General features: G+C 39.8%; 21 protein-coding genes and 1 riboswitch. Of the genes, 19 read left to right on the top strand and 2 right to left on the bottom strand.

Annotated elements, in window-relative coordinates:
• Window position 1 precedes the first annotated feature (1 nt).
• From ACFQZ9_RS09520 to thiE, 10 genes are all read left to right on the top strand, one after another.
• A complete protein-coding gene (locus ACFQZ9_RS09520) occupies window positions 2–586 on the top strand; it encodes an ATP:cob(I)alamin adenosyltransferase (RefSeq protein WP_498943545.1) in 585 nt (194 codons plus the stop codon).
• On the top strand, window positions 576–1,076 hold the full coding sequence (locus ACFQZ9_RS09525; protein ID WP_498943546.1) for an ECF transporter S component: 501 nt from the start codon (window positions 576–578) through the stop codon (window positions 1,074–1,076). Before ACFQZ9_RS09520 ends, ACFQZ9_RS09525 begins: the two co-directional genes overlap by 11 nt.
• On the top strand, window positions 1,073–1,792 hold the full coding sequence (locus tag ACFQZ9_RS09530; RefSeq protein WP_498943547.1) for an ATP-binding protein: 720 nt from the start codon (window positions 1,073–1,075) through the stop codon (window positions 1,790–1,792). The genes ACFQZ9_RS09525 and ACFQZ9_RS09530 overlap by 4 nt, the downstream gene beginning before the upstream one ends.
• Window positions 1,793–1,846: 54 nt before the next feature.
• Window positions 1,847–1,957, top strand: a riboswitch (TPP riboswitch).
• A 74-nt stretch (window positions 1,958–2,031) separates the two neighbouring features.
• On the top strand, window positions 2,032–3,366 hold the full coding sequence (locus ACFQZ9_RS09535; RefSeq protein WP_498943548.1) for a uracil-xanthine permease family protein: 1,335 nt from the start codon (window positions 2,032–2,034) through the stop codon (window positions 3,364–3,366).
• The gene (locus ACFQZ9_RS09540) at window positions 3,335–4,453 is read left to right on the top strand and encodes a long-chain-fatty-acid--protein ligase (RefSeq protein WP_498943549.1); all 1,119 of its coding nucleotides are present in this window, start codon (window positions 3,335–3,337) and stop codon (window positions 4,451–4,453) included. Before ACFQZ9_RS09535 ends, ACFQZ9_RS09540 begins: the two co-directional genes overlap by 32 nt.
• Complete coding sequence (locus ACFQZ9_RS09545) at window positions 4,416–5,930, top strand: acyl-CoA reductase (protein ID WP_498943550.1); 1,515 nt, start codon at window positions 4,416–4,418, stop codon at window positions 5,928–5,930. The genes ACFQZ9_RS09540 and ACFQZ9_RS09545 overlap by 38 nt, the downstream gene beginning before the upstream one ends.
• A gap of 15 nt (window positions 5,931–5,945) precedes the next feature.
• The gene (locus ACFQZ9_RS09550; RefSeq protein ID WP_198309886.1) at window positions 5,946–6,713 is read left to right on the top strand and encodes a 3-oxoacyl-ACP reductase; all 768 of its coding nucleotides are present in this window, start codon (window positions 5,946–5,948) and stop codon (window positions 6,711–6,713) included.
• A 20-nt stretch (window positions 6,714–6,733) separates the two neighbouring features.
• Complete coding sequence (thiM, locus tag ACFQZ9_RS09555; RefSeq protein ID WP_498943551.1) at window positions 6,734–7,558, top strand: hydroxyethylthiazole kinase; 825 nt, start codon at window positions 6,734–6,736, stop codon at window positions 7,556–7,558.
• A gap of 5 nt (window positions 7,559–7,563) precedes the next feature.
• Window positions 7,564–8,388, top strand: a complete 825-nt coding sequence (gene thiD, locus ACFQZ9_RS09560; RefSeq protein ID WP_498943552.1) for a hydroxymethylpyrimidine/phosphomethylpyrimidine kinase — start codon at window positions 7,564–7,566, stop codon at window positions 8,386–8,388.
• Window positions 8,372–9,037: a thiamine phosphate synthase gene (gene thiE, locus ACFQZ9_RS09565; protein WP_498943553.1), complete on the top strand. Its 666-nt coding sequence runs from the start codon at window positions 8,372–8,374 to the stop codon at window positions 9,035–9,037. Before thiD ends, thiE begins: the two co-directional genes overlap by 17 nt.
• Window positions 9,038–9,272: 235 nt before the next feature.
• On the opposite strand, the gene ACFQZ9_RS09570 is transcribed toward thiE, so the two are convergent.
• Window positions 9,273–11,375 (bottom strand): transglycosylase domain-containing protein, encoded by a 2,103-nt coding sequence (locus ACFQZ9_RS09570; protein WP_498943554.1) that lies wholly within the window; start codon window positions 11,373–11,375, stop codon window positions 9,273–9,275.
• A gap of 191 nt (window positions 11,376–11,566) precedes the next feature.
• Here ACFQZ9_RS09570 and ACFQZ9_RS09575 point away from each other — a divergent pair, with 191 nt between their 5' ends.
• The 9 genes from ACFQZ9_RS09575 (at window position 11,567) to ACFQZ9_RS09615 (ending at window position 21,112) form a co-directional block, all read left to right on the top strand.
• Complete coding sequence (locus tag ACFQZ9_RS09575) at window positions 11,567–11,833, top strand: phage holin (protein ID WP_198309891.1); 267 nt, start codon at window positions 11,567–11,569, stop codon at window positions 11,831–11,833.
• 193 nt (window positions 11,834–12,026) lie between these two features.
• Entirely contained in the window at window positions 12,027–13,208 is a 1,182-nt protein-coding gene (locus ACFQZ9_RS09580; RefSeq protein ID WP_498943555.1) for a hypothetical protein, read from the top strand.
• Between the two features lie 77 nt (window positions 13,209–13,285).
• A complete protein-coding gene (locus ACFQZ9_RS09585; protein ID WP_498943556.1) occupies window positions 13,286–14,260 on the top strand; it encodes a lysylphosphatidylglycerol synthase transmembrane domain-containing protein in 975 nt (324 codons plus the stop codon).
• A 2-nt stretch (window positions 14,261–14,262) separates the two neighbouring features.
• On the top strand, window positions 14,263–15,756 hold the full coding sequence (locus tag ACFQZ9_RS09590) for an alkaline phosphatase family protein (RefSeq protein ID WP_198309894.1): 1,494 nt from the start codon (window positions 14,263–14,265) through the stop codon (window positions 15,754–15,756).
• The gene (locus ACFQZ9_RS09595) at window positions 15,716–16,468 is read left to right on the top strand and encodes a glycosyltransferase family 2 protein (RefSeq protein ID WP_498943557.1); all 753 of its coding nucleotides are present in this window, start codon (window positions 15,716–15,718) and stop codon (window positions 16,466–16,468) included. Before ACFQZ9_RS09590 ends, ACFQZ9_RS09595 begins: the two co-directional genes overlap by 41 nt.
• 108 nt (window positions 16,469–16,576) lie before the next feature.
• Window positions 16,577–17,338 (top strand): hypothetical protein, encoded by a 762-nt coding sequence (locus ACFQZ9_RS09600; RefSeq protein ID WP_498943558.1) that lies wholly within the window; start codon window positions 16,577–16,579, stop codon window positions 17,336–17,338.
• A gap of 33 nt (window positions 17,339–17,371) precedes the next feature.
• A complete protein-coding gene (locus ACFQZ9_RS09605) occupies window positions 17,372–18,292 on the top strand; it encodes an FTR1 family iron permease (RefSeq protein ID WP_498943559.1) in 921 nt (306 codons plus the stop codon).
• Between the two features lie 61 nt (window positions 18,293–18,353).
• The gene (locus ACFQZ9_RS09610; RefSeq protein ID WP_498943560.1) at window positions 18,354–19,802 is read left to right on the top strand and encodes a hypothetical protein; all 1,449 of its coding nucleotides are present in this window, start codon (window positions 18,354–18,356) and stop codon (window positions 19,800–19,802) included.
• Between the two features lie 92 nt (window positions 19,803–19,894).
• Entirely contained in the window at window positions 19,895–21,112 is a 1,218-nt protein-coding gene (locus tag ACFQZ9_RS09615) for an MDR family MFS transporter (RefSeq protein WP_498943561.1), read from the top strand.
• A gap of 384 nt (window positions 21,113–21,496) precedes the next feature.
• Here ACFQZ9_RS09615 and ACFQZ9_RS09620 read toward each other — a convergent pair whose 3' ends face one another.
• Window positions 21,497–21,730 carry a YczF family membrane protein gene (locus ACFQZ9_RS09620; protein WP_498943562.1) on the bottom strand — a complete coding sequence of 78 codons (234 nt, stop codon included), beginning with the start codon at window positions 21,728–21,730 and terminating at the stop codon, window positions 21,497–21,499.
• Between the last annotated feature and the right edge of the window lie 41 nt (window positions 21,731–21,771).

Below are 21,771 nucleotides of genomic sequence, written 5' to 3' on the forward strand. Positions count from 1 at the left end.
GATGAGAATATATACAAGAACCGGTGATAAGGGAAAAACAAGTATCATTGGCGGAAGAGTTGATAAAGATGATACTAGAGTAGAAGCGTATGGAACCGTTGATGAGGTAAATTGTTTTGTCGGCCAGGCAATTCAAGAGCTTGATCCGGTCCTTTTCGCAGATGTACTAGCCGACCTTGAAACCATTCAGCACGAATTATTCGATTGTGGCGGAGACCTAGCAAATGTTTCAGAAAAACGTGAAATAAAACTGCATAAAGAGTCGATCGATTATTTGGAAAAGAAAATCGATGAGTATATTGAAGAGGCTCCTGAATTAGAAAGGTTTATTTTACCAGGAGGTACAAAACCGGCTGCCTCGATTCATATTGCGAGGACCGTAACAAGGAGAGCAGAACGCTTGGTGGTAAAATTGATAAAAGCTGACTCAAATGCTCCTGAACTTGCACTGCAATACTTAAACCGTCTATCAGACTATTTCTTTGCCTTAGCAAGGGTAATTAATTATCGCCTGAATGTAAAAGATGTGGAGTATGTAAGGAGTGCAAAAGTGTTCAGAGGTGGGAAGCGGTCGGATGAAAAATAGATTGAAGGGAAAAATGCTAAGCTGGCTTGCGCTTTTCACCGCATTATCTGTAGTGGGGGCTTCCATCAAAATTCCAGCAGTCGTTGGAAGTGTCGCCTTGGATGTGTTCCCAGCACTTCTAGCAGCTGTATTAATCGGGGCTCGACCAGGAGCGATTGTCGCTGCATTTGGCCATTTATTATCTGCCCTATTTGGCGGTTTTCCACTAGGACCAATGCATATTTTAATTGCCGGTGAAATGGCAGTGCTTGTTTGGATTTTCGGGGGTTTGTATAAAAATAAGAGAATCATAGCCAGTGCTCTTTTTGTTTTAGGAAACGCATTTGCCGCACCGCTTCCCTTTATTTTTTTAATGAGTATGGGTTTCTACGTGACACTTGTCCCATCATTATTAATTGGTTCAATGATCAATGTGATAATAGGGTTACTGTTGATTCCGAGACTTTCAGGTCTTTTTAAAACTGCAGGACAGAAAGAAGAACTTAAATGATGAGAGACAGTGTGACCATACCTTTAAACGAAGAGGAATCACTTATCATTTCAAGCGATAATAGCGGTGGGATTGGGATGAAGGAGGGAGACCTGGTTAAAGTATCCTATGAAACGGTTGCCTATTATTCCTTTCGTGTTGCCGCCATGGAATGCATTGCAGGTGGTGGAAAGCCTATTTCTGTGGTACTTCACAATTTTTGCGGCAATGAACCGTGGAAGGAACTCGTCAAAGGTGTTCAAAAGGGAGTAAAGGAACTTGGTTTAAACGAAGTTTCCGTTACGGGAAGTACAGAAAGTAATTTTTCCTTAAAACAATCTGCTGTCGGGATTATCGTAATTGGAAAAAAGGGAGCAGATACAGTAATGGAAGTATCGCCTTCAGACTCTTTAAGAGTTGCGGTTATTGGGATGCCCCTTGTTGGCAATGAGGTGGTGGAGCAATCGGATAGCGTGGTACCATTGGCACTTTTCCAAGAAATATGCACACTAAAAGATGTGGTTGTTTTACCAGTGGGCTCAAAAGGAATCTTATATGAGATGAATCAACTATTTTCAAATATGGTTATAGAAAAAGTAAATCTACTAACGGATGTAGATGTTTTTAAATCATCAGGTCCTTCCACTTGCTTTATTGCCGTTTATTCTGTAGGCCTTGAAGAAAAAATTAAGAGTGCATCTGGTGATTATTTCCACCAGGTGCGTTTAGAATTTTAAAATATTTTGGTTGCTATTCACTTTAATTAGGTATAGGATAAAATTATTAAATTCATAGACTACTAGGGGTGCCCGGATTCGAGGCTGAGAGAAAAACAATTTGTTTTTTAACCCTTTGGACCTGATCTGGATCGTACCAGCGTAGGAAAGTAGTGGAAAAATTAATTTTTTCTATTGCCAATTAAGTCAGGTCCTATTATGGATCTGGCTTTTTTATTTTTTATAAAGGGGAGTACAGCATGAATGAGAACGAAAGTATTGTAATAGGGGTGGAGGAAAAATTACCGCCAGTTAAAAGTTTTTTATATGGATTGCAGCATGTCTTTGTTTCAAATGTCTGGCTGGATCCAATTTTTGTCGCAGCAATGATTGGATTGCCGCTGTCCTTATCAGCTAATATTGTCAACGCCATTTTTATCTCTGCAGGACTGGTAACCTTGATACAAGCAACGAAGCTTGTCAGATTGCCAATTGTTCAAGGACCGTCCGCAGCCTTTGACTCCATCATGATTTCAGCAGGTAAAGCAAATGCGCTTGCGGCTGCAAGTGGCAGTATCTTTTTAAGTGCAATAATTGTTCTTCTTTTATCCATTACCGGTGTAATTGGAAAACTAAAGGCTCTATTTACACCAGTTATTTCCGGAACCGTTATTTTTATCGTCGGAATTTCCTTATCAAGCTTTACGTTATATGAATTTTTAGGCGGAACACCGGGAATGGACAGCTTTGCAAGCTCGAGCACGCTAGTCATGTCCATCCCAACTGCCTTGGTGGTTATTGTATTATCTCTTTTCGGGCGCGGCATATGGAAGTCATTCTCTTTCCTTATTGCCCTGATTGTTGGCGACTTGATTGCCATTTGTATTGGAAAAACAAACTTTTCAATTATTAGTGAAAAAGGCTGGTTTGGCATGCCTCATTTTCTTCCTTATGGAGAATTCACCTTCCATTGGAGTTGGTTTTTGACGTTTTTTGTCGCTTATATTGTAGCGATTATTGAAGCAATGGGTGTTTATCAGGCATCCGCGGAAATGCTTGATATTGATTTAGACCGAAAAAGAATCCGGAACGGTTTTGCAGGTGAGTCTGCCGGTTCACTTATTTCCTCATTAATCGGAGGATTTCCTACTACCGCATATGCACAAAACGTTGGACTGTTAAGATTAACAGGTATAGGGTCACGAAAACCGGTGATCGTTGCTGGGGTAATTTTCTTAGTACTGGGCTTTGTCCCAAAAGCCGGTGCCATTCTAGCATTGACACCGGATGCCGTTGTCGGCGGGATCTTTTTACCTGCCGCAGCCAGCCTAGTTTTTACCGGAATTTCGATTTTGGCTAAAGTGGATAAAAACGAAACAAATTACATGATTATCGGATTATCCATCCTATTAGCGATTAGTCTGCCGACGTATTTTAAAGATGTAAAAGGAACAGTTGGAACGTTCCTCTCCAATAGCATTTTTATTGGTGCGTTTTTCTCTATCATTCTACAGGTTTTATTCGTTAATTTACCAAAATTGTTTAGAAAAGAGGCAGTAAAAAATGAGAGTGGAGTCACAACAGATCACCTGTGAAATCATAGATTTTATTCATCAGTTTCCAGAAGGGCTTCCTCCTGAAGCTGAGACTGACTTTAATAAACTGGCTTTAAAGCTTTTTAACTTTCAATTTAAATTCAATCTACCATACAAGAAGTTTTGCCAATCAAAACGGAAAACACCGTTAACGGTCAAAAATTGGAGGGATATTCCGGCTATTCCAATTCAAGGATTTAAAGAAATGGTTTTATCCTCTGAACCTGTAGAGGAAATTGAGGCTGTCTTTATGACAAGCGGCACGACAAACCCGAATGCTAAGGGGAAAAACTATCATCCAACACTGGCAGTTTGGGATGCTTCCATGAAGGGGCCGTTTAAACAATTTGTATTGCCGGATGTCGAAAAAATCACGATGTTCGTTTTGTCGCCGGGGGCAGATTTGAATCAGAATTCTTCGCTTTCCCGTTATTTAACAAATGCAGTAACCTTTTTAGGTACCGAAAACAGCCGTTTCTTTTTCGATGAAAACGGTCTTGATATGGAAGGGCTGGCAGTGGCATTAAAGGAATCAGAAGAACGGGGGGAGCCGGTTCTCCTGATAGGAGCAACTTTCGCTTATGTGCATGTTTTAGATAATTTAAAAGAAAAGAACGCTAGGTTCAAGCTGGCAAAGGGTAGCCGGATTTTTGATACAGGCGGTTTTAAAGGACAGTCACGGGAAGTAGAAATGAACCGTTTATATTCCATGTTCAATGAGTATTTCCATGTCGATCGTACAATGTGCGTCAATATGTATGGAATGACGGAATTAAGTTCGCAAATCTATGATCAAACCATTCTATCAAACCATCTAACGGGAACAATTGTTTTCGATAAAGCTGGACCAGCCTGGGTGAAAACTATCGTGCTGGATCCAAATACATTAGAGCCTGTAGGTAATGGCGAGACAGGGGTAATCGCGCATTATGACTTAGCTAATTGGAATTCTTGCCAGGCAATTTTGACAGAGGATTTGGGATATAAAACGGAGGAAGGCTTTGTTTTACTTGGAAGAGTAAAGGGATCAGAAGCAAGAGGCTGCTCGATTGCAATTGACCAATTATTGCAGGCAAATGGAAAATGAGGGGATTACGATGGTGGATGATAGTGTAGTAGAAATTCCGGCCTATAAAGTACCAAAGTCAATCCAGCTAACTGGATTTCGTGAGGAATTGTACGAGACAGAAAAGGGCGTTTTTATGCTAAAATATCCGATTCTATCCGCTGGTAACATCGCCGAGATTTCTCGGACTGTTCAGGAAAATAGGGATCGATATTTAGCTGGTCTCTCGATAAGCGATATCGTTGCAAAAATTGACCTGGCTGTTCAGCAATGGCTAAATCCTGATTATCGGTTACGACAAATTGCGGAAATTCTAATTCCTAGAATTACTGGATATGATTCGGAGATGGTCCGGCTAGAATTAAAACGGTACATCAGAATGTTTCGCAAAAAAGAACTCCTGCGCTTTCTAGATGAAGAGTTTGACCAGCCAGCTATGCTTGATGAGTTTCGTCCGAGAAAAACTGGGGGGATGAGCAGAGCGTTTGGACCAAGGTCGATTTTTCATGTCTTCTCAGGAAACGTGCCAGGTGTTCAAATCTGGAGTTTAATCATGGGACTGCTGCTGAAATCCGCGAATATCGGAAAAACCTCTACGGCGGAGCCGTTATTTCCCGTTTTGTTTGCAGAATCATTAGCGGAAGTGGACCCGCTATTAGCCGAATCTATCGCGATTCTTCCCTGGAAAGGCGGGACAAAGGAGCTTGAGGAGCAGGCAATTTCAGCAGCGGAAGCGGTGATTGTTTATGGATCCAATACAACCGTAGAAAAAGTACGTGAACTCGTGCCGTTTGGAAAGAAATTCTTAACCTATGGCCACAAAATTAGTCTCGCTTTGATTGGCAATGAGGCACTTACTTCAGACCATTATTTTGACACGATTCATAAATTGGCGGAGGATGTTTCGGTTTATGATCAACAAAGCTGTTTGTCACCCCAATCAGTATTAGTGGAAAAGGGGGGAGCAGTGAGCCCAATGCAATTTGCTCAATTGCTTGCAGCAGAATTAGAACGTTATCATAAAAAACGTCCGCGGGCCGTGCTTTCCACTGAAGAAGCAATATCCATTCAAAAGGTAAGAAATCACTATCATTTGGAGTCATTGTCAGGGGATGGCGTCAGTGTCTTTGCAAGTCAAAACGATTCTGCTTGGACGGTGATTTATCATCCTGAACCAGGAATGGAAGGGTCTCCGCTGAATCGAACGATTCATGTTTTCAACTCACAAAGCTTAGAGGGTGATTTTGAGAAAATAACGCCATATCAAGACTTTTTACAATCTTGTGGCCTTGCGGTATCACCTGTTCGACTTTTTCAAATCGCTGAATTACTAGGGACAATGGGGGTTAATCGTATCGCTCCGATTGGCGAAATGAATCGGGCGAAGCCGGGCTGGCATCACGATGGCGGTTTTAACTTACTGGATTTAGTAAGGTTTACTGATATTGAACGGAACCTTGAACAAGGTTTGGAACGGTTTGACCCGGATGTCGAGTAGAAGGAAGGTTGTAAAATGATTTTAAAAAATAAAATTGTCCTGGTTACGGGGGCGAGCCGCGGAATTGGTGCCGCCGTTGCTAAGAAAGCAGCATCTGAAGGTGCGTTTGTAATTGTGAATTACTTGAAAAATAATCAGCTTGCTGAGCAAGTAGTCTTGGAAATTGAAGCAACGGGAGGACAGGCTGCCGCAATTCAAGCAGATGTACGGGATGAAGTGGAGGTGGGCGAAATGATGAATCAAATCATTGATTCCTTTGGTGGAATTGATGTGGTCGTCAATAATGCCCTCAACCATTATACGTTTAATCCGAAAACACGAAAGACAGCATGGGAACTGGAGTGGGCGGATTACGACCAGCAAATCGCTGGCAGTCTTCAGGGAGCCTTCCATATTTGTAAAGCGGCAATGCCTTTTATGAAACAGCAAATGTCGGGACGCATCATCAATATTACTAGTAATTTAATAGATTTCCCGGTTGTCCCATACCATGATTATTCGACAGCTAAAATGGGTTTGCTCGGGTATACAAGGAACCTTGCAAAAGAACTGGGTGCCTTTGGGATTACTGTTAATGCGGTTTCCCCGGGGCTTACGTATCCAACCGACTCAAGTTCGGAGACAAAAGAGGATGTACGAGAAATGATTATCGGTTTAACACCAATGCACCGTCTTGCTATGCCGGATGATATTGCTGGAGCTATTCTATTTTTAGCATCTGACTGGGCATCATTTATTACCGGGCAGTGCATAAATGTAGATGGCGGATTAGTGATGAATTAATTAAAGGAGGAAATTCCGTTATGAATAAAGAGTTTATTCACGCAACATTACAAAAGGTGAGAGAAAAAAATCCGTTGGTCCATAACATCACAAACGTCGTGGTGACAAATTTTACCGCAAATGGACTGTTGGCACTTGGTGCTTCACCAGTTATGGCTTATGCTCCCGAGGAAGTAGCAGATATGGCAAAAATAGCAGGAGCGCTTGTACTAAATATTGGGACGTTAAACTCAATAGAGATTGAATCGATGATCATTGCTGGTAAATCAGCAAACGAAAATGGGGTACCAGTTATTTTTGATCCAGTTGGTGCAGGGGCAACCGCTTTCCGGACGGAAACAGCCAAAAAACTTATGAATGAGATACGAATTTCAGTAATTCGCGGGAATGCAGCAGAAATTGCCAATGTTGCTGGGCTTGATTGGGAGATTAAAGGCGTGGATGCAGGACAGTCAAACGGTAATGCAATGGAATTGGCGATTCAAACAGCACAAAAATTGAATACAGTTGTTGTGATAACCGGTAAGGATGATGTCATTTCTGACGGTAAGAAAACCTTTATCGTTCATAACGGTCATCCAATCCTAACAAAAGTGACCGGTACCGGTTGCTTATTAACCTCTGTAATTGGTGCTTTTGCAGCTGTTGAAAAGGATTTGGTCTTAGCCTCCGTTTCAGCATTAGTATTCTATGGATCTGCTGCTGAAATTGCCGCTGAAAAAACAGTATCTATCGGACCGGGCAGTTTTCAATTTGAATTTTTAAATCAACTATATCAAGTTTCCGGGGCGGAAATTGAGAAATATGGTCATTTTACTCAGGCTGTAGAGAGTGAAAGGGAGTGAATACGATGGATGTCAGAAAAGCTTTAACGATTGCAGGCTCTGATTCAGGTGGCGGTGCCGGAATCCAGGCAGATTTAAAAACGTTTCAAGAGTTAGGTGTCTTCGGAATGTCTGCTCTAACGGCAGTTACGGCACAAAATACATTGGGTGTGCAAGCGGTTTATCCGATGACTAAAGAAGCAGTGGCGGCACAAATTGACTCCATAGGAGCTGACATGGGGACAAATGCTGTAAAAACAGGGATGCTTTTTAGTTCAGAGATTATTCGTGCGGTTTCTGAAAAAATTAGTCAAAATCAGTGGGAAAAAGTTATTGTTGATCCGGTGATGATTGCAAAAGGCGGAGCATCTCTGCTTCAAATGGAAGCCATTGAAGCTTTGAAAAAATATCTTTTACCATTGGCATGGGTGGTAACCCCGAATATTCCTGAGGCAGAGGTGTTAACAGGAATGACGATTACTACTATTGATGATCGAAAAGAAGCAGCAGAACGAATCATGGATTTTGGGGCAAAACATGTAGTAGTAAAAGGCGGCCATGATGAGGAAATGGAAGATGCTATTGACCTTCTCTATGATGGAACAGAATTTTACTATTTTGATAGTAAGCGAATTTTAACAAGAAACACCCACGGTACAGGCTGCACCTTTTCAGCGGCGATTACGGCTGAAGTAGCGAAAGGTTCCAATGTTTATGAGGCTGTTGCAACTGCCAAAGAATTTATTCAAGCGGCAATCGAAGCAGATTTGCTCATTGGTGCCGGCCATGGGCCAACGAACCATTGGGCGTACAACCGAAAGCGGGGCATTTTAAATGGAACGAATGAATAAGGAGTCGATCCAGGCAGCTTTAAAAGTTTATTTTATTATGGGGAGTAACAATTGCAATAAAGATCCTGAAACGGTGTTGGAAGAAGCGATAGCTGGAGGAATTACCTTGTTTCAATTTCGAGAAAAAGGAAAAGGTGCTCTTGATGGAGCAGCAAAATATGGTCTAGCAAGAAGGCTCCAACAAATTTGCCAGATGAACGGAATTCCATTCATTGTCAATGATGATGTTGAGTTGGCGCTAGAATTAGATGCGGATGGTATTCATATTGGGCAGGACGATGAACCGGTTGAAACCATTCGTGAAAGGATTGGAAATAAGATTCTGGGGGTTTCTGCTCACACGCTTGAGGAAGCCGAGGTAGCTGTCAGGTGTGGAGCCGATTATCTCGGAATTGGTCCGATTTTTCCAACTAGTACCAAAGAGGATGCGAAAGCTGTACAGGGTACATTGTTAATTGAAAAACTGAAGGCCAACGGTTTTACAATTCCGTTGGTTGGGATTGGCGGCATCAATGCTGGTAATGCTTATGGTGTAATGGAAGCAGGGGCTGACGGGGTGTCTGTTATTACAGCGATTAGCAAAGCCGGGGATATAACTGAGGCTTCAAGACAATTATGGTTTGCGGTTGTTGGGGATAAAAATAGGTAAATGATGTTCGCCTGGTCCCTGACGGGGCTGATAGTGCCCGCGGGAAGGAAAAAAGAGAGCGTCCGGGCGTTGATATAGGTTGATAGTGTCCGCAAAGATAAAATAAGTGAAGCTGTAGGCACTTTTAAAACGCACCACAGGTCTATAAAAATATAGGGCCATATCTTTACTTGTTTTGATAAGACCATAAAATAATAAATGGCCCCCAGCCACTTGGCTGGGGGCTTTTACCATTCTATTGCACAGCTTTGTGAACCTTTTGGATCAAAGAATCCACCGCTCTGCCGACTTTATACAGAACTTTATCCAGATTCTCCTTCCAAACAGGGGCATTTTCCTTAATTGTTTTGCCGATCTTTTGGGCATTCGCATTTAATTCCTTTTTAATTTCTTCTGCCTTTTGTTGCATTTCCTGCCTTGACTGAGTCTTTCCAGCAAGCTGATCATTCACCGAAATCACATCAAAATTCTCACGTGGAACATAGGGTAGCGATGCTCGCATGATCTCCTTGAAAATCGGAACAACTTGGACTGAACTTGCTCCCGTCAAATAATGCTGCCTGTCCGTTTGGTCAAATCCAATCCAGATTGCTCCTACAAGATTTGGGGTATACCCGACCATCCACTGAGCCTTTGTTCCCGAAACACCACTAAAAGGAAGTTGCGTAGAACCTGTCTTTCCGGCTATTTGAACACCCGGAATATGAGCAAGCTTTCCGGTTCCTGATTCCACAACATTTAACAGCATAGAAGTCATCTGATTTGTAACCTTCTTAGACGTTACTTTTGTTGCTTCTGACTTATGTTCCACAATCACATTTCCAGTTGGACCGACAATTTTCGTAATCAGATGGCTGTCATACCGCTTTCCGCCATTTGGAAAAGTTGAAAATGCATCGGCCATTTGCAGAGGGGAAACCCCTTTACTCATTCCGCCAAGCGCGATCGCTAAGTTTTTATCGGCTTTCTGGACAGGGATTCCGAAACGGTTCAAGGAATTAAGACCTTTATTAAGACCGATTTTATCCAATAGCCAAACCGCCGGAATATTCATGGATTCCTCAAGAGCTTTATACATCGGAACCTTCCCGCTATACGTTCTTGAAAAATTCTCCGGCTTATACTTGCCAAATGAAATCGGCTTGTCTACCAGCTCGGAGGAATAATCATATCCCTCTTCAAGTGCAGGCGTATAAACCGCGAGCGGCTTTATCGATGAACCAGGCTGAGCATTTAATTGCGTTGCCCGGTTAAAACCGCGAAATACATGCTCACCTCGGCCGCCCACTAGAGCCCGTACCCCTCCTGAGGCAGGATCCATTAATACGGACCCGCTTTGTGATAGCTTTCCACCCATGCTTCTTGGGAACAAATAATCCTTACTATATACATTTTCCATACCTGCTTGCAAATTCTGATCCATTTCGGTATAAATGCGATAACCGCGCGTTAAAATTTCATCTTGCGTCAAGCCATAACGATAAATCGCTTCATTTAATACGGCATCAACATAGTAAGGGTATTTCCGGTCAACAAAGCTTCCACCGCCATTATCAAGGACAATTTTTTCATTAATCGCTTGTTTATACTGTGAAGCAGTAATGAATTTAAGTTCTTTCATTTTGGCTAAAACCACATTGCGTCGTTTTACGGCCTCATCATAATTTTTATAAGGGTCAAGGTAGTCTGGTGCATGAAGCAGGCCGGCCAAGAGAGCCGCCTCACTAATGGATACATCCTTGATATCCTTATTAAAATACTTCTTTGCCGCATTTCCGATCCCCCATGCACCGCTGCCAAAGTAGACCTGATTCAAATACATCTGCAAAATTTCATTTTTGGTATAAACCTTTTCGATTTTAACGGCTAAAAATAATTCCTCAGCCTTCCGCTTGTAGGTCCGTTCTGGCGAGAGCAAAGCGTTTTTAGCAAGCTGCTGGGTCAAGGTACTTCCACCTGCCGTTACTCTTCCGGATAATAAATTTCCAAAAAACGCTCGGGCAATCCCTCTGATATCGAAGCCGCCATGCTGATAAAAGCGCTCGTCCTCAATCGCAACAACAGCATTCGGAACATATTTTGGAATTTCTTCAATGTTCACGCCTTTTGTCCGATTCGTTAATACATTCGTTGCCACTTTGCCATCTTTATCATAAATAACAGTTGGCTGGTTTAACCCTTGTTTTAACGATTCCACATTTGCTCTAATCGCAATCCAACCAAAATAAAGAATCGTAAATAAAACAACGACCAATAAAATTAATAAGAAAATTTGAGTAAGATGTCTCTTTTTCCAAAAAGATACGATTTTTTCCCAATAGGGCTGCAATTTTTCCATTTTATCTCCTAACTTTCAAAGGAATTTTGCTTTTTTCATTATAAGATTTCTTGTCGAAAAAGACCAATAATACGGTAATTTTTCTAGAAATATACCCATTTTTTTAGAAACAGTTTTTTTTGGACAACCATTTATGTCACAAGCATATGTTATAGAAAAGAAAGATTACAACATATGAAGGGAGTAGAAGCATGATTAACTGGAAAGTCCGCTTAAAAAATAAACATTGGGTGATTGCCTTTGTTTCACAGGTGATGATCGTTCTTCAAATGATTTTATCTGGATTAAATATGTTAGGTTTAATTCATTTTGAATTGACACAAGCGATTCAGAGTTCAGTATTAACCTTTATTAATGCTATATTTGTCATTCTTTCTATGCTAGGTCTCGTTCAAGATCCAACCACAAAGGGATATGGGGATAGTGACCGCGCCTTAAATTATAAAGACCCAAGTTAAGAGAATAATATAATGAAAGAAAACGTCCAAACTTCTAAATGGTTATTCGTTTGGACGTTTTTATTTGTGTCTAATTTGTAACAATTGAAAAAACTCCGTTGACACTGATAATCATTCTCTATTATAATGATAAATGTAAATGATAATCATTATCAAATATAAAAATAAGCTACATACGGGGGAGAAAAGAAGAATGGCAATGAAATTTAAAGTGTTGGCAGCAATGGCCGCATTATCTCTAATACTAGGAGCGTGTGGCAAAGCAGAAGAAAGCGCAAATAAGACAAAGGTAGAAAATAATCAAAAATCAGAAGTAGAGAAAAACGAATCTGCTGAGAAAGAAAAAGTAGAATATGCAGATGTTTTTACAGAAGCAGTGACAGAGCTTGAGAAAGCCAAGGAAGGCAAAGAGGTTGATTTTGATAAAGTAACAAAACTATATAACAACAATTTGAAAGAGTTAGTTCAAAATAGAGATGCAGAATTTGAAGATACCGTTGATGAAAAAATCACGGCTGCATTAACAGCTGGCAAAGACGGATCATTAGACCTGGTTGTGGTAAAACAGGTTTTTGATAAGCTTATGCAAAAGGTATTTTATACATCAATTAAGCATGATTTTACTGAAGTAGCTGATAAATGGGGCAAAACTGAAGAAGTAAACCACGAAATTGAAGAGGCAAAAGAATATTATGCAATTCTAAAAACTACAGTTGAAAAACGCGATGCTGCCTATGGTACCAATCTCGTAAGTGCAATTGATGGCGGTTTTAACGAAATGGAAACAGCAGTTAAAAACAATGATCAATTAGGCTTTAATCTTGGTAAGCAAGTAGTAGACAAAACCTTAATGAAAACCTTCTACTTAGCAACTGGTGCACTACCAAACGGCTATGCTACAAAAGCGGCAAATGAAGCGAAAAAAGATGAAAAAGCAGCAAAAGTAGAACAAGCTGAAGGTTGGGCATTCTTCCAATCTGTTTATACGTACTTAAACAAGCATGCTGCAGATGAAACTGCCCTTATCGAAAAACAATTCAATCTAGAATCAGATGTGAAGGCTCTTGACCCTGCTGCAGTAAATAAAGCATTTGTTCGTGGATTTGCGAAAATTGCTATCAGTGAGTACGGTGAAAGCAAGGAATTACTTGGTAAAGATGATAAAGCGGTAGTAACCGGTTTAGAGGGTGCATTATTTATCGACATCATCGGTGAAGATATCAAATCCTTGCTCGGTGAGGATGCCTACAAGAGCCTGAACGAGAAAGCACAAAAATATGTTGAAACCGCAAGAGCAAAAGATAAAGCTGCCGGTGCGGCGCAATTGAAGGACCTGATCTCCACTCTGAATACAATCGTAGAAAAGGCGAAATAATTTAGTGGAAAAACCTTGTAACAATTGCAAGGTTTTTCCTATTTTTAGGGAATAGTATACATATGGAGCGGATGGAAGTGTACGAGGGTAAATCGAGCAATGTGGCAAAGAAGTCAAGAAGGAATAAAGCTTTGGTACGAACAGGCGGATTTTTATTAATTATTGTCTTTGTTTTTCTCTCTGTCCGTTATTTTCATGCAGAGCAATTTTGGAAGGAAACGAGGAAGTTTTTTGTCGAAAACCCACTAATTCTTTTGATTGTTACTATATGCTATTTTTTATCATTTTGTCTGCGTGCCGAAGCATGGAGAATTTATTTAGGGAAAAAAGTTAGATATTTTAGCTGTCTCCAAGGGCTTCTATTTAGTCTATTCATTAACCATATTACTCCGATTAAGGCAGGGGATGCGGTTAGGATTGGCGTCCTGTCCTGGAGGGAAAAGCATATTTCAGCTGCGATATCTGCTCATTCGGTAGTGGTGTTAAGAGTATTGGATATGTTGATTTTACTGCTATTTTCGTTCATGGGCCTCTTGGCTTTTTCACGCGGTATTCTGTTTAAATCATCCATGATTGTACTTATAGCTGCTTTTGTTTTTATCATCCTTGGTATATGGTTATTGAGGAGATACCTCCCAAAATTTTCCAAAAAGCATCTACATCTATTAAAAAATGGTTTTCAGGCTAAAAATTTTCTGCCTATCTTCACACTAACAGTTTTGAGCTGGGTCCTTGAAGGTGCAGTTGTTTTTGGGGTGACGTCATCAATCGGCCAGTACCTCGGCCCATTTAAAGCCATCTGGGTAAACTCCATAACAGTTGGGGGACAGGTTTTTCAAATTACTCCTGGAGGAATTTCTACATACGAATCAGTAATGACAGCAGCATTAACCAGTTTTCATTATCCAGTAAGAGAAGGCTATATGGTTGCATTAATTAGTCACAGCTATAAATTTATCTTTTCTTATTTTGCAGGATTTTTGCTGCTTTTGAAATCCCCTGCTGTAAAAATGCAACAAATTAAAGCGTTATTACGTTTGAGGAGAGATTAAGGATGAAAAAAGCATCAAAATTTGAAAAGGTTGCGGCAAGATGCTGGAACCTCTTAAATGAAGGAAAGCCGTTTACACCCATTTTTACTGTGGGAACAATGATTCTATACATAATCTTTAGAATTGGTGAATCACCTAATCCTGTTGATTTTTTTGCTGGTTTTCTTTGCATTGTGCCACTATTTATTATTTATTACTTGTTCGACTTTCCATTGTTCCTTCGAAATTATCTCTGGATTCCATTCATTGCTTATTTAATGATATGGAATCAGGTAAACCTTAGTTTGCTGTTGTTTGCAATTGGTCTCTATTTCTTCTTTACTGTTTTTTTCTGGGGCACCTTTTACTATCATTTACGAATCGGCACCTCCTGGCTGAATTTCACCCGGTTTTGGAAGCTGGTTTTAAAAAATAGTGATTCTACAAGTGGAAATGCTCAAGAACAGCTGCCAAAGTTCCTTCTATTATTATCGTTATGGAATTTTGGTACTGAAAGCACAGGATGGACTGGTAATGAATTATCTACGTTGGCAGTTTTTTATACGGGAATTCTTTTATTTACCTGGATTCTACATAAAAATTTATTTGATTGGAAACCGAAAGTAATTCCCACCTATACCGATAATGTTGACCTGCCGGGAATCGCTGTAAATGAGAAAGTCATCGTGATGGTCATCGATGGAATGCGGAAGGAACGTTTTGAAGAAGCACATACACCTTTCCTTGATTATTTGCGAAAAAATGGTACAGAGTATACCCGAATGGAAACGGTATACCCTGCAAGAACGGTTGTGTGTTTCTCTTCCATGTTCACTGGCACCTACCCGTTTGAACATGGTATCAAATCGAATATGGTATGGAAGCTTGGTTTAAAAGTTGAGAGCATTTTTGATTCTTTACGAAAAATCGGGAAAAAGGGATCATTGCTGGGGATTGCCCATCTTGTCGATTCCTTTGGCAAGGATGTCGAAACCGTTACCGCCGTCATGCACAATGATGTTGCCGATCGCAATATTATTGAACGGGCAAAAAAAATTATGGATGAACAAGACCCTGATTTACAAATTGTTCAATTAATAGGAACCGATCAGACGGGACATAGCCGAGGAGTCTTATATGATGACTATATCGAAAAAATCCAGGAAGCAGATGCACTTGTAAAGGAATATTTTGAATGGCTTCAAGAAAAAGGAAAGCTTGAAAACTATACATTCATCGTTTGTGCTGACCACGGCCAAGCGGATGGAATAGGCGGTCACGGACATTTGGACGAAGGGGAAAGGTATGTCCCATTTTTCATGTATGGGCATTCGATTAAGAAGGGAAGACGAGTGGAGGAAAAACATAGTTTAGTATCGCTTGCTTCAACGATTTCTTATTTATTGGGGGCTCCTTACCCGGACCATGCCCGAGGTCCTGTATTAATTGATGCAATCAGGAAGGATGTAGAGTTAAATGAAACAGAAGAAAATTATCGTATTCCTTCCAGCCTATAATGAGGAAGCTTCGATTGCAGAAGTGATTCAAAAAATACCAAGGGAGTTTCATCAGAATATCAATGTTGAGGTTTTAGTCATTAATGATGGTTCAAAAGATAACACAGTAGAGGTCGCAAGAAATGCAGGCGCCAATTATATTCACAGCTTTGCGTTCAATCAGGGATTGGGAGCTGCTGTTCGAAAAGGGTTGGAACTATGCGTTTCATATGGGGCTGACATTGGGGTGATGATTGATGCTGATAACGAATATCCAGCCGACCAAATACCGGATCTGGTCGAACCAATCTTTAATGGCACAGCTGATTATGTAATGGGTTCTCGTTTTCTTGGTACCATTAACGGAATGAAATGGAATCGCAGGTTAGGAAACTATTGTTTCACCTTGCTGCAGGCTCTGTTATTAAGAAGATGGATTTACGATGGCCAATCCGGTATGCGGGCTTTTTCAAGAAATGCCATGAAGGAAGCGGAAATCATTCATGATTATAACTATGCCCAGGTTGTAACGCTTAATCTGATTCGAAAGGGATTCCGAATGAAGGAAATCCCGATTCGTTATCAGGTCCGAAATACAGGGGAGTCGTTTATCAAATTTAAAAAGTATATGACTTCGGTTTTGCCAGCTATTTTAAAAGAAATGAGAAGGCCAGTTAAAAAAGTAAATCAAAACCAACAAGTTGAGATGGTACAGGTAAGCGAAAAAGTATAATAAATAATTCTCTAAGGTAATTATGATAAATATGTGAAAATTATGAAGGTTACATTGACAACGATGATGATAATCATTATCATTAAGAATGTAGGAGGGAACGTTTGGATGAAAAGATTTTCGGTTTTTATATTTTGTTTTGTACTGTTGATTACATGCCTGCCGCAGAAGGGTGTATACGCTTATTCATATGGTGACCCCAATGAGGAAAAGGTTGCAGAAGTTTATAAGCAAATGTTAGTCAAACTCGATGAGAACCCTCCCAACTATGCTTCTGCTAAAAAACTTTATGAAACAGTTAAAGAAGAAGTCGATATGCATATGGGTCCCGAGCCATCTAAGTTGATATTGGCGAACCTTGATGATCAGGATAAAAAAGCAGCGATAAGGAATATGAAAAAGTTGCTTGTGTTAAATATTGCAAGACGGCTTGAGAGTATTGAAAAGAATTTTTCTGAATATGACACAACGAAAAGGCTTCTTGCCAAAGCTCATGCTACATATGATGCCCTCTCTCCAATAGTAGAGGCTGAGCATCCGGAAAATGACAAGAAAATACGAAAAGACTTTGATCAGGCACTCGAATCATTAGGAAATCCAGGATTATTTGGAGTAGGAAAAAAGGAAGCGAGTATTGATTCCTTCAAAAAAAATGAAAACGAAATTTTAAATACCTTAAAAACAGAATTTAAAATAAAAAGTTTAGAAGTAGGACATTTTTCGGAAAGCGCAACAGAAAAAGAATCAGCGGCAGCTAAAAACGATTGGACAGATATTTCCAATATTCGAAATTGGATTCCAATTATCTTAATTGTTGCGGTTTTAATTGTTGTCATCGTTACGGTTATGAGAAGAAGAAAACAAAGATAGAAGAGAATATCGCAAGCTGGAGGAGAATCGGCAATGGAGATACAGTCACTGTTAATTACATTCCGTGAAGTATTAGAGGCTCTGTTAATCGTAGGGATTATTACTACCTATTTAAGCAGGGTAAATCAAAAGAAATATGTAAAATTTGTATGGCTCGGTGCAGGTCTTGCTGTGTTGGCTAGTGTCGGGGTGGCGCTTCTATTCCAGATCGTATTTACCGGATTTGCTGCAATGGGAAGCGAAATGTATTTGAAAATAGGGATTATGCTTGTCTCGACTGTGCTATTAACGCAAATGGTCTTTTGGATGGCGAGCCATAGCCGAAACTTAAAAGGCAACATGGAAGGTAAAATGAATCAATTTATCTCGACAGGGAATGTGGTTGGAATGGTGATTCACTCCTTTCTCGTAGTTCTTCGTGAAGGCATTGAAACCGTATTCTTCTTTGCTGCGATTACGGGGGGAAATATTGGTGCGGCTATGCAGGGCTGGGGTGCCATCACGGGTGTTGTGATTGCAGCGATTGTATCGTATTTCTTCTTCAAAGGAACGATGAGAGTTCCGCTAAGTACCTTTTTTAAATTTACTGGCGGTTTTATTATTCTAATTTCAGCTGGTTTGCTCGTTCAAGCGATTTCAATGATGCAGGATTTAAATATCATTGGCAGTGTAATGCCCCATGTGTATGATTTGACATGGTTATTGCCGGAGCACCCAATTGATGCGAGCCACTACCTTCGTGATACTGGTCATGCACCGCTCTTATCTGGGGATGTAGGTGTTTTCTTGAAGGCATTATTTGGCTATTCCTCTATGCCTTCGATTGAGGAAGTAATTGCGTACATCGGATATTTTGCAGCAATCTATCTGCTGACTTCTTCGAAATCGGTTAAATCGGTGAAAAAGAATGAAGAAGCTGAAAAAGCTAAAATTCTAAAACCGCAAGCTAAATAAGATTGATTATAAAAGTACAAGGCTGTTAGCCTTGTACTTTTTCATGGATAGGCGGTGAAATATGAAAAACTCAATTTTAAAATTGACATTAATAGAGTGGCTGGGGATTGCTTCTATACTTATTGTATTTATCATGCAGTGGGTTAACCTTAATCCGTTCGTTTCTTCCTGGGACCAGGTTGATTTTGCCTTGGCCGTCAAGCGTTTCGATCTGATGGAGATGCAGCCGCATTTTCCGGGCTATCCTTTTTTTATTTTAGGCGGTAAATTGATGCATGTTTTTGTGAGTGAGCCCTCACAGGCACTAACTGCCTTTACCATTCTTTTTTATGCAAGTTCGCTAATCCCGCTGTTTCGAATCATACATAAAAGACTCAAACGTTCCTACGCAATTTTATCAACTGCAATCATTTATACATCTAGCTACACTGTTATTATGGTCAACCAGCCGATGTCAGAGGGGGCCGCACTAGCGGCCCTATGGTGGTATGTATGGGGACTTGAGTTTGCAATTATTTCAAAAAATAACCGGGGTATGTTGGTCCCACTGGTCCTATTAAGTGTTTTACTTGGAATTCGTCTCTCCTACCTGCCCTTTGCAATTGGCATGATCTATTTATTTTATCTAAAGGTAAAAACTAATAATACTCCAATGCGAACCATATTTGTCTACACCATATGGGCCGTCTTATTTCAGCTCATATGGGTAATGGGTCTTGTAATTTCCGAAGGAAGTATAAGAGGATTCATCAAACTTTCATTAGCATTTACAAGCGGGCATTTCACCGATTGGGGAGGGGCTATCGAAACAGATCAAATAGCCTTTTTTCAACGTATGTACCTGTTTATTTGGAAGAATATTTTCTGGACGGGTACTTTTGCTGAATCGCACTTAACTGCAATTCTTTATATTCTTTTATTCTCTTTTCTAATTCGAAAGGTAAAAAAAAGTCAGCCATCAAACATGCTATTTTATTGGTTATTCGCTAGTTATTTCGTCTGGGCGTTACTGGCGCAGAATATTGAAAAAGCAAGACATGTACTGCCGCTGGTTCTTATGCTCCTTCTTTTTGTAATGATTAAGCTTTTTTCGAAAAAGTCATCTGCAATTGTTATGGGAGTGACTGTGGTAATTTTGTTCTGTCAAGTCAATCGTGATGTAAAGCTTTTAAAAATACAAGCAACAGAAAAACCTGCAGTTTACCAAATGAATGAATATATTGGGCAGTTTGATGAGCCTGTCATTCTTTATACATGGGAAGAAACAAGAGTTCTGCAGTACCTAAAAGCACCTTACTTAAACAAAAGAATTGAAACATATCAATTGTTTAGACTCGAGTCAAAGTATTATCACGGGAAGACGATATTGTTGACCGATAAAGTCATCGAAGGATTTAAGTCCCAAGGAATCAACCTTGGTCAAAAAGTGAAAAAACTAAAAAGCTTTCATTCAAATGAGCTATTTGAACCCGTTTATCATGATATTACTTTATATAAATGGATTGAATAATGATAAAAGACCACAAATGGTCTTTTTTTTCTTTACTTTTTGAACCCAAATTGATTTACTAATAAAGGAAAATACATAAAGTGAGGAATTTTATGAATAAAATTAAAACTTACCTTAGACAATTTCATACGATTGTTTGGGTCCTTTTAATTGGTACTGTGCTGGCAAGAGGCTCAGCTTTTATGACCCTGCCGTTTCTATCCATCTATTTATCTCGTAATATGGACCTTCCTCCTGTTGTTATCGGTTTGACAGTCGGAATGAGTCCGCTTATGGCAACCGTTGGCGGATTTATTGGCGGTCATCTTTCCGACAGATACGGGCGAAAAAGGGTCATGCTATTATCTTTATTCACACTAGCAATCGTTTACTACGGTTTTACAATTGCCAGTAGTCAAGGCTGGTTTATCTTCTTAAACGCCTTGAATGGACTTTGCAATTCATTCTTTGAACCAACCTCACAAGCATTGATGGCGGATATCACCGATAATAAAAATCGGATGAAAGCTTATTCCCTTCGTTATACCGCTATCAATATCGGGGCCTCCGTTGGGCCGCTAATTGGGGCTTATTTAGCGGCAACATCCGCTAAAATGTCTTTTGCCATAACAGGTACAACCTATTTACTGTATGCGATTGTATTGTTTTTCTTCTTGCAAAGATTGGTCATTCCTCAACAGAAGGAAAGCAAAAAAACGGTATCTATTATCAATGCATTTAGGATTATCCGAAAAGATCGGGCCCTCATGTTTTTAATTTTGGGCAGTATTTTAGTAAACATTGGGTATGTACAGCTCGATTCAAATCTGCCGCAACATTTGGAAGCAAAGTTGCAAAACGGCGTGGTGATTTTTTCGGTTCTACTTACGATTAATGCGGTTATGGTTGTTGTCCTTCAGATGCCGATTAGTCATATAGCGGAAAAATTTAAGCCGATGCAGGCCATGCTTGCAGGTTCCATTTTTATGGCTGCAGGGCTATTTGGTTTTAGTTTTATATCCGGTTGGGTAACGGCTGTTTTTTCAATTATTCTTTTAACCCTGGGAGAAATTTTGATTTTTCCTTCGAGTAGCATTCTCATTGATCACCTCGCCCCTGAACATTTACGAGGAGCGTATTTTGGTGCAGGTCAATTTAGAAAAATAGGAAATTTTCTTGGTCCGGTTTTGGGCGGATTTCTATTAAGTCATGTTCATGGTCAAGTCATGTTTTGGATGATTGCAGTTATTACCTTTGGAAGTCTTTTCTTTTTTACAGCTGGTAATAAGGTTTATATAAAAACAAGAGTGGCAAGTATTGAAAAAATCTAAAAAGGATGCTCAGCATCCTTTTTAACAATTCTATATCTCTTCAATTCTTGTAAGTGTCTTATTCATTATATCTCATGAACTCCGTCTACCAATTTATCATTTTCTAAAAAACTAATCTCATAGTGCTGTAGACCGGTAAATCCGAATAGGATAAATTATCCAGTAGTAAAGGGGACTATGGGATGTGGCTTTGGATTAGTATTGGACTACTAGTATTTTTGATTGTTCTTGAGGAATCAGTAAATTGGGGATGGAAACGATATTTATTTGGACCGAATCTAAAAAGGAATGAAAAATGGAAGTATAGAATGAAATCCGTCCGTGGATTATGGAGAAAAATAAGAACGAAATCGGAGAGCTCAAATTGAGCCCTCATTTTTTTATTTAAGAAGTTGAATTATCTCCTTTTTTCTTACTAAGATAATCACGGAAGACGTCTATCAGAAAAAAAAGAATGAAAAAAATTAAAATGAGATATTCTGATGGCATCATGACACGAAAGGGATTTAAAGCATTCTTTAAAACATCATTGGGGTTTCGTCCCATCAATAGGTCTAGCCCGATGATCAGAGAAAACGAGAAAACAGCAAGCAGCATACTGACAAAAAGCAGTTTCATCTACATCACCTACTGACCGTAATACAAATATTGTTTGTTCC

The organism is Neobacillus sp. GCM10027624 (genome assembly GCF_042675345.1).
Taxonomy (GTDB): domain Bacteria; phylum Bacillota; class Bacilli; order Bacillales; family Cytobacillaceae; genus Neobacillus; species Neobacillus cucumis_D.

Excerpts from the sequence above, each read along its gene's own strand:
- ACFQZ9_RS09520 (WP_498943545.1), top strand. The coding sequence starts at position 2 with ATGAGAATATATACAAGAACCGGTGATAAGGGAAAAACAAGTATCATT.
- ACFQZ9_RS09525 (WP_498943546.1), top strand. The coding sequence starts at position 576 with ATGAAAAATAGATTGAAGGGAAAAATGCTAAGCTGGCTTGCGCTTTTC.
- ACFQZ9_RS09530 (WP_498943547.1), top strand. The coding sequence starts at position 1,073 with ATGATGAGAGACAGTGTGACCATACCTTTAAACGAAGAGGAATCACTT.
- ACFQZ9_RS09535 (WP_498943548.1), top strand. The coding sequence starts at position 2,032 with ATGAATGAGAACGAAAGTATTGTAATAGGGGTGGAGGAAAAATTACCG.
- ACFQZ9_RS09540 (WP_498943549.1), top strand. The coding sequence starts at position 3,335 with ATGAGAGTGGAGTCACAACAGATCACCTGTGAAATCATAGATTTTATT.
- ACFQZ9_RS09550 (WP_198309886.1), top strand. The coding sequence starts at position 5,946 with ATGATTTTAAAAAATAAAATTGTCCTGGTTACGGGGGCGAGCCGCGGA.
- thiM (WP_498943551.1), top strand. The coding sequence starts at position 6,734 with ATGAATAAAGAGTTTATTCACGCAACATTACAAAAGGTGAGAGAAAAA.
- thiD (WP_498943552.1), top strand. The coding sequence starts at position 7,564 with ATGGATGTCAGAAAAGCTTTAACGATTGCAGGCTCTGATTCAGGTGGC.
- thiE (WP_498943553.1), top strand. The coding sequence starts at position 8,372 with ATGGAACGAATGAATAAGGAGTCGATCCAGGCAGCTTTAAAAGTTTAT.
- ACFQZ9_RS09570 (WP_498943554.1), bottom strand. The coding sequence starts at position 11,375 with ATGGAAAAATTGCAGCCCTATTGGGAAAAAATCGTATCTTTTTGGAAA.
- ACFQZ9_RS09575 (WP_198309891.1), top strand. The coding sequence starts at position 11,567 with ATGATTAACTGGAAAGTCCGCTTAAAAAATAAACATTGGGTGATTGCC.
- ACFQZ9_RS09580 (WP_498943555.1), top strand. The coding sequence starts at position 12,027 with ATGGCAATGAAATTTAAAGTGTTGGCAGCAATGGCCGCATTATCTCTA.
- ACFQZ9_RS09590 (WP_198309894.1), top strand. The coding sequence starts at position 14,263 with ATGAAAAAAGCATCAAAATTTGAAAAGGTTGCGGCAAGATGCTGGAAC.
- ACFQZ9_RS09595 (WP_498943557.1), top strand. The coding sequence starts at position 15,716 with ATGAAACAGAAGAAAATTATCGTATTCCTTCCAGCCTATAATGAGGAA.
- ACFQZ9_RS09600 (WP_498943558.1), top strand. The coding sequence starts at position 16,577 with ATGAAAAGATTTTCGGTTTTTATATTTTGTTTTGTACTGTTGATTACA.
- ACFQZ9_RS09605 (WP_498943559.1), top strand. The coding sequence starts at position 17,372 with ATGGAGATACAGTCACTGTTAATTACATTCCGTGAAGTATTAGAGGCT.
- ACFQZ9_RS09610 (WP_498943560.1), top strand. The coding sequence starts at position 18,354 with ATGAAAAACTCAATTTTAAAATTGACATTAATAGAGTGGCTGGGGATT.
- ACFQZ9_RS09615 (WP_498943561.1), top strand. The coding sequence starts at position 19,895 with ATGAATAAAATTAAAACTTACCTTAGACAATTTCATACGATTGTTTGG.
- ACFQZ9_RS09620 (WP_498943562.1), bottom strand. The coding sequence starts at position 21,730 with ATGAAACTGCTTTTTGTCAGTATGCTGCTTGCTGTTTTCTCGTTTTCT.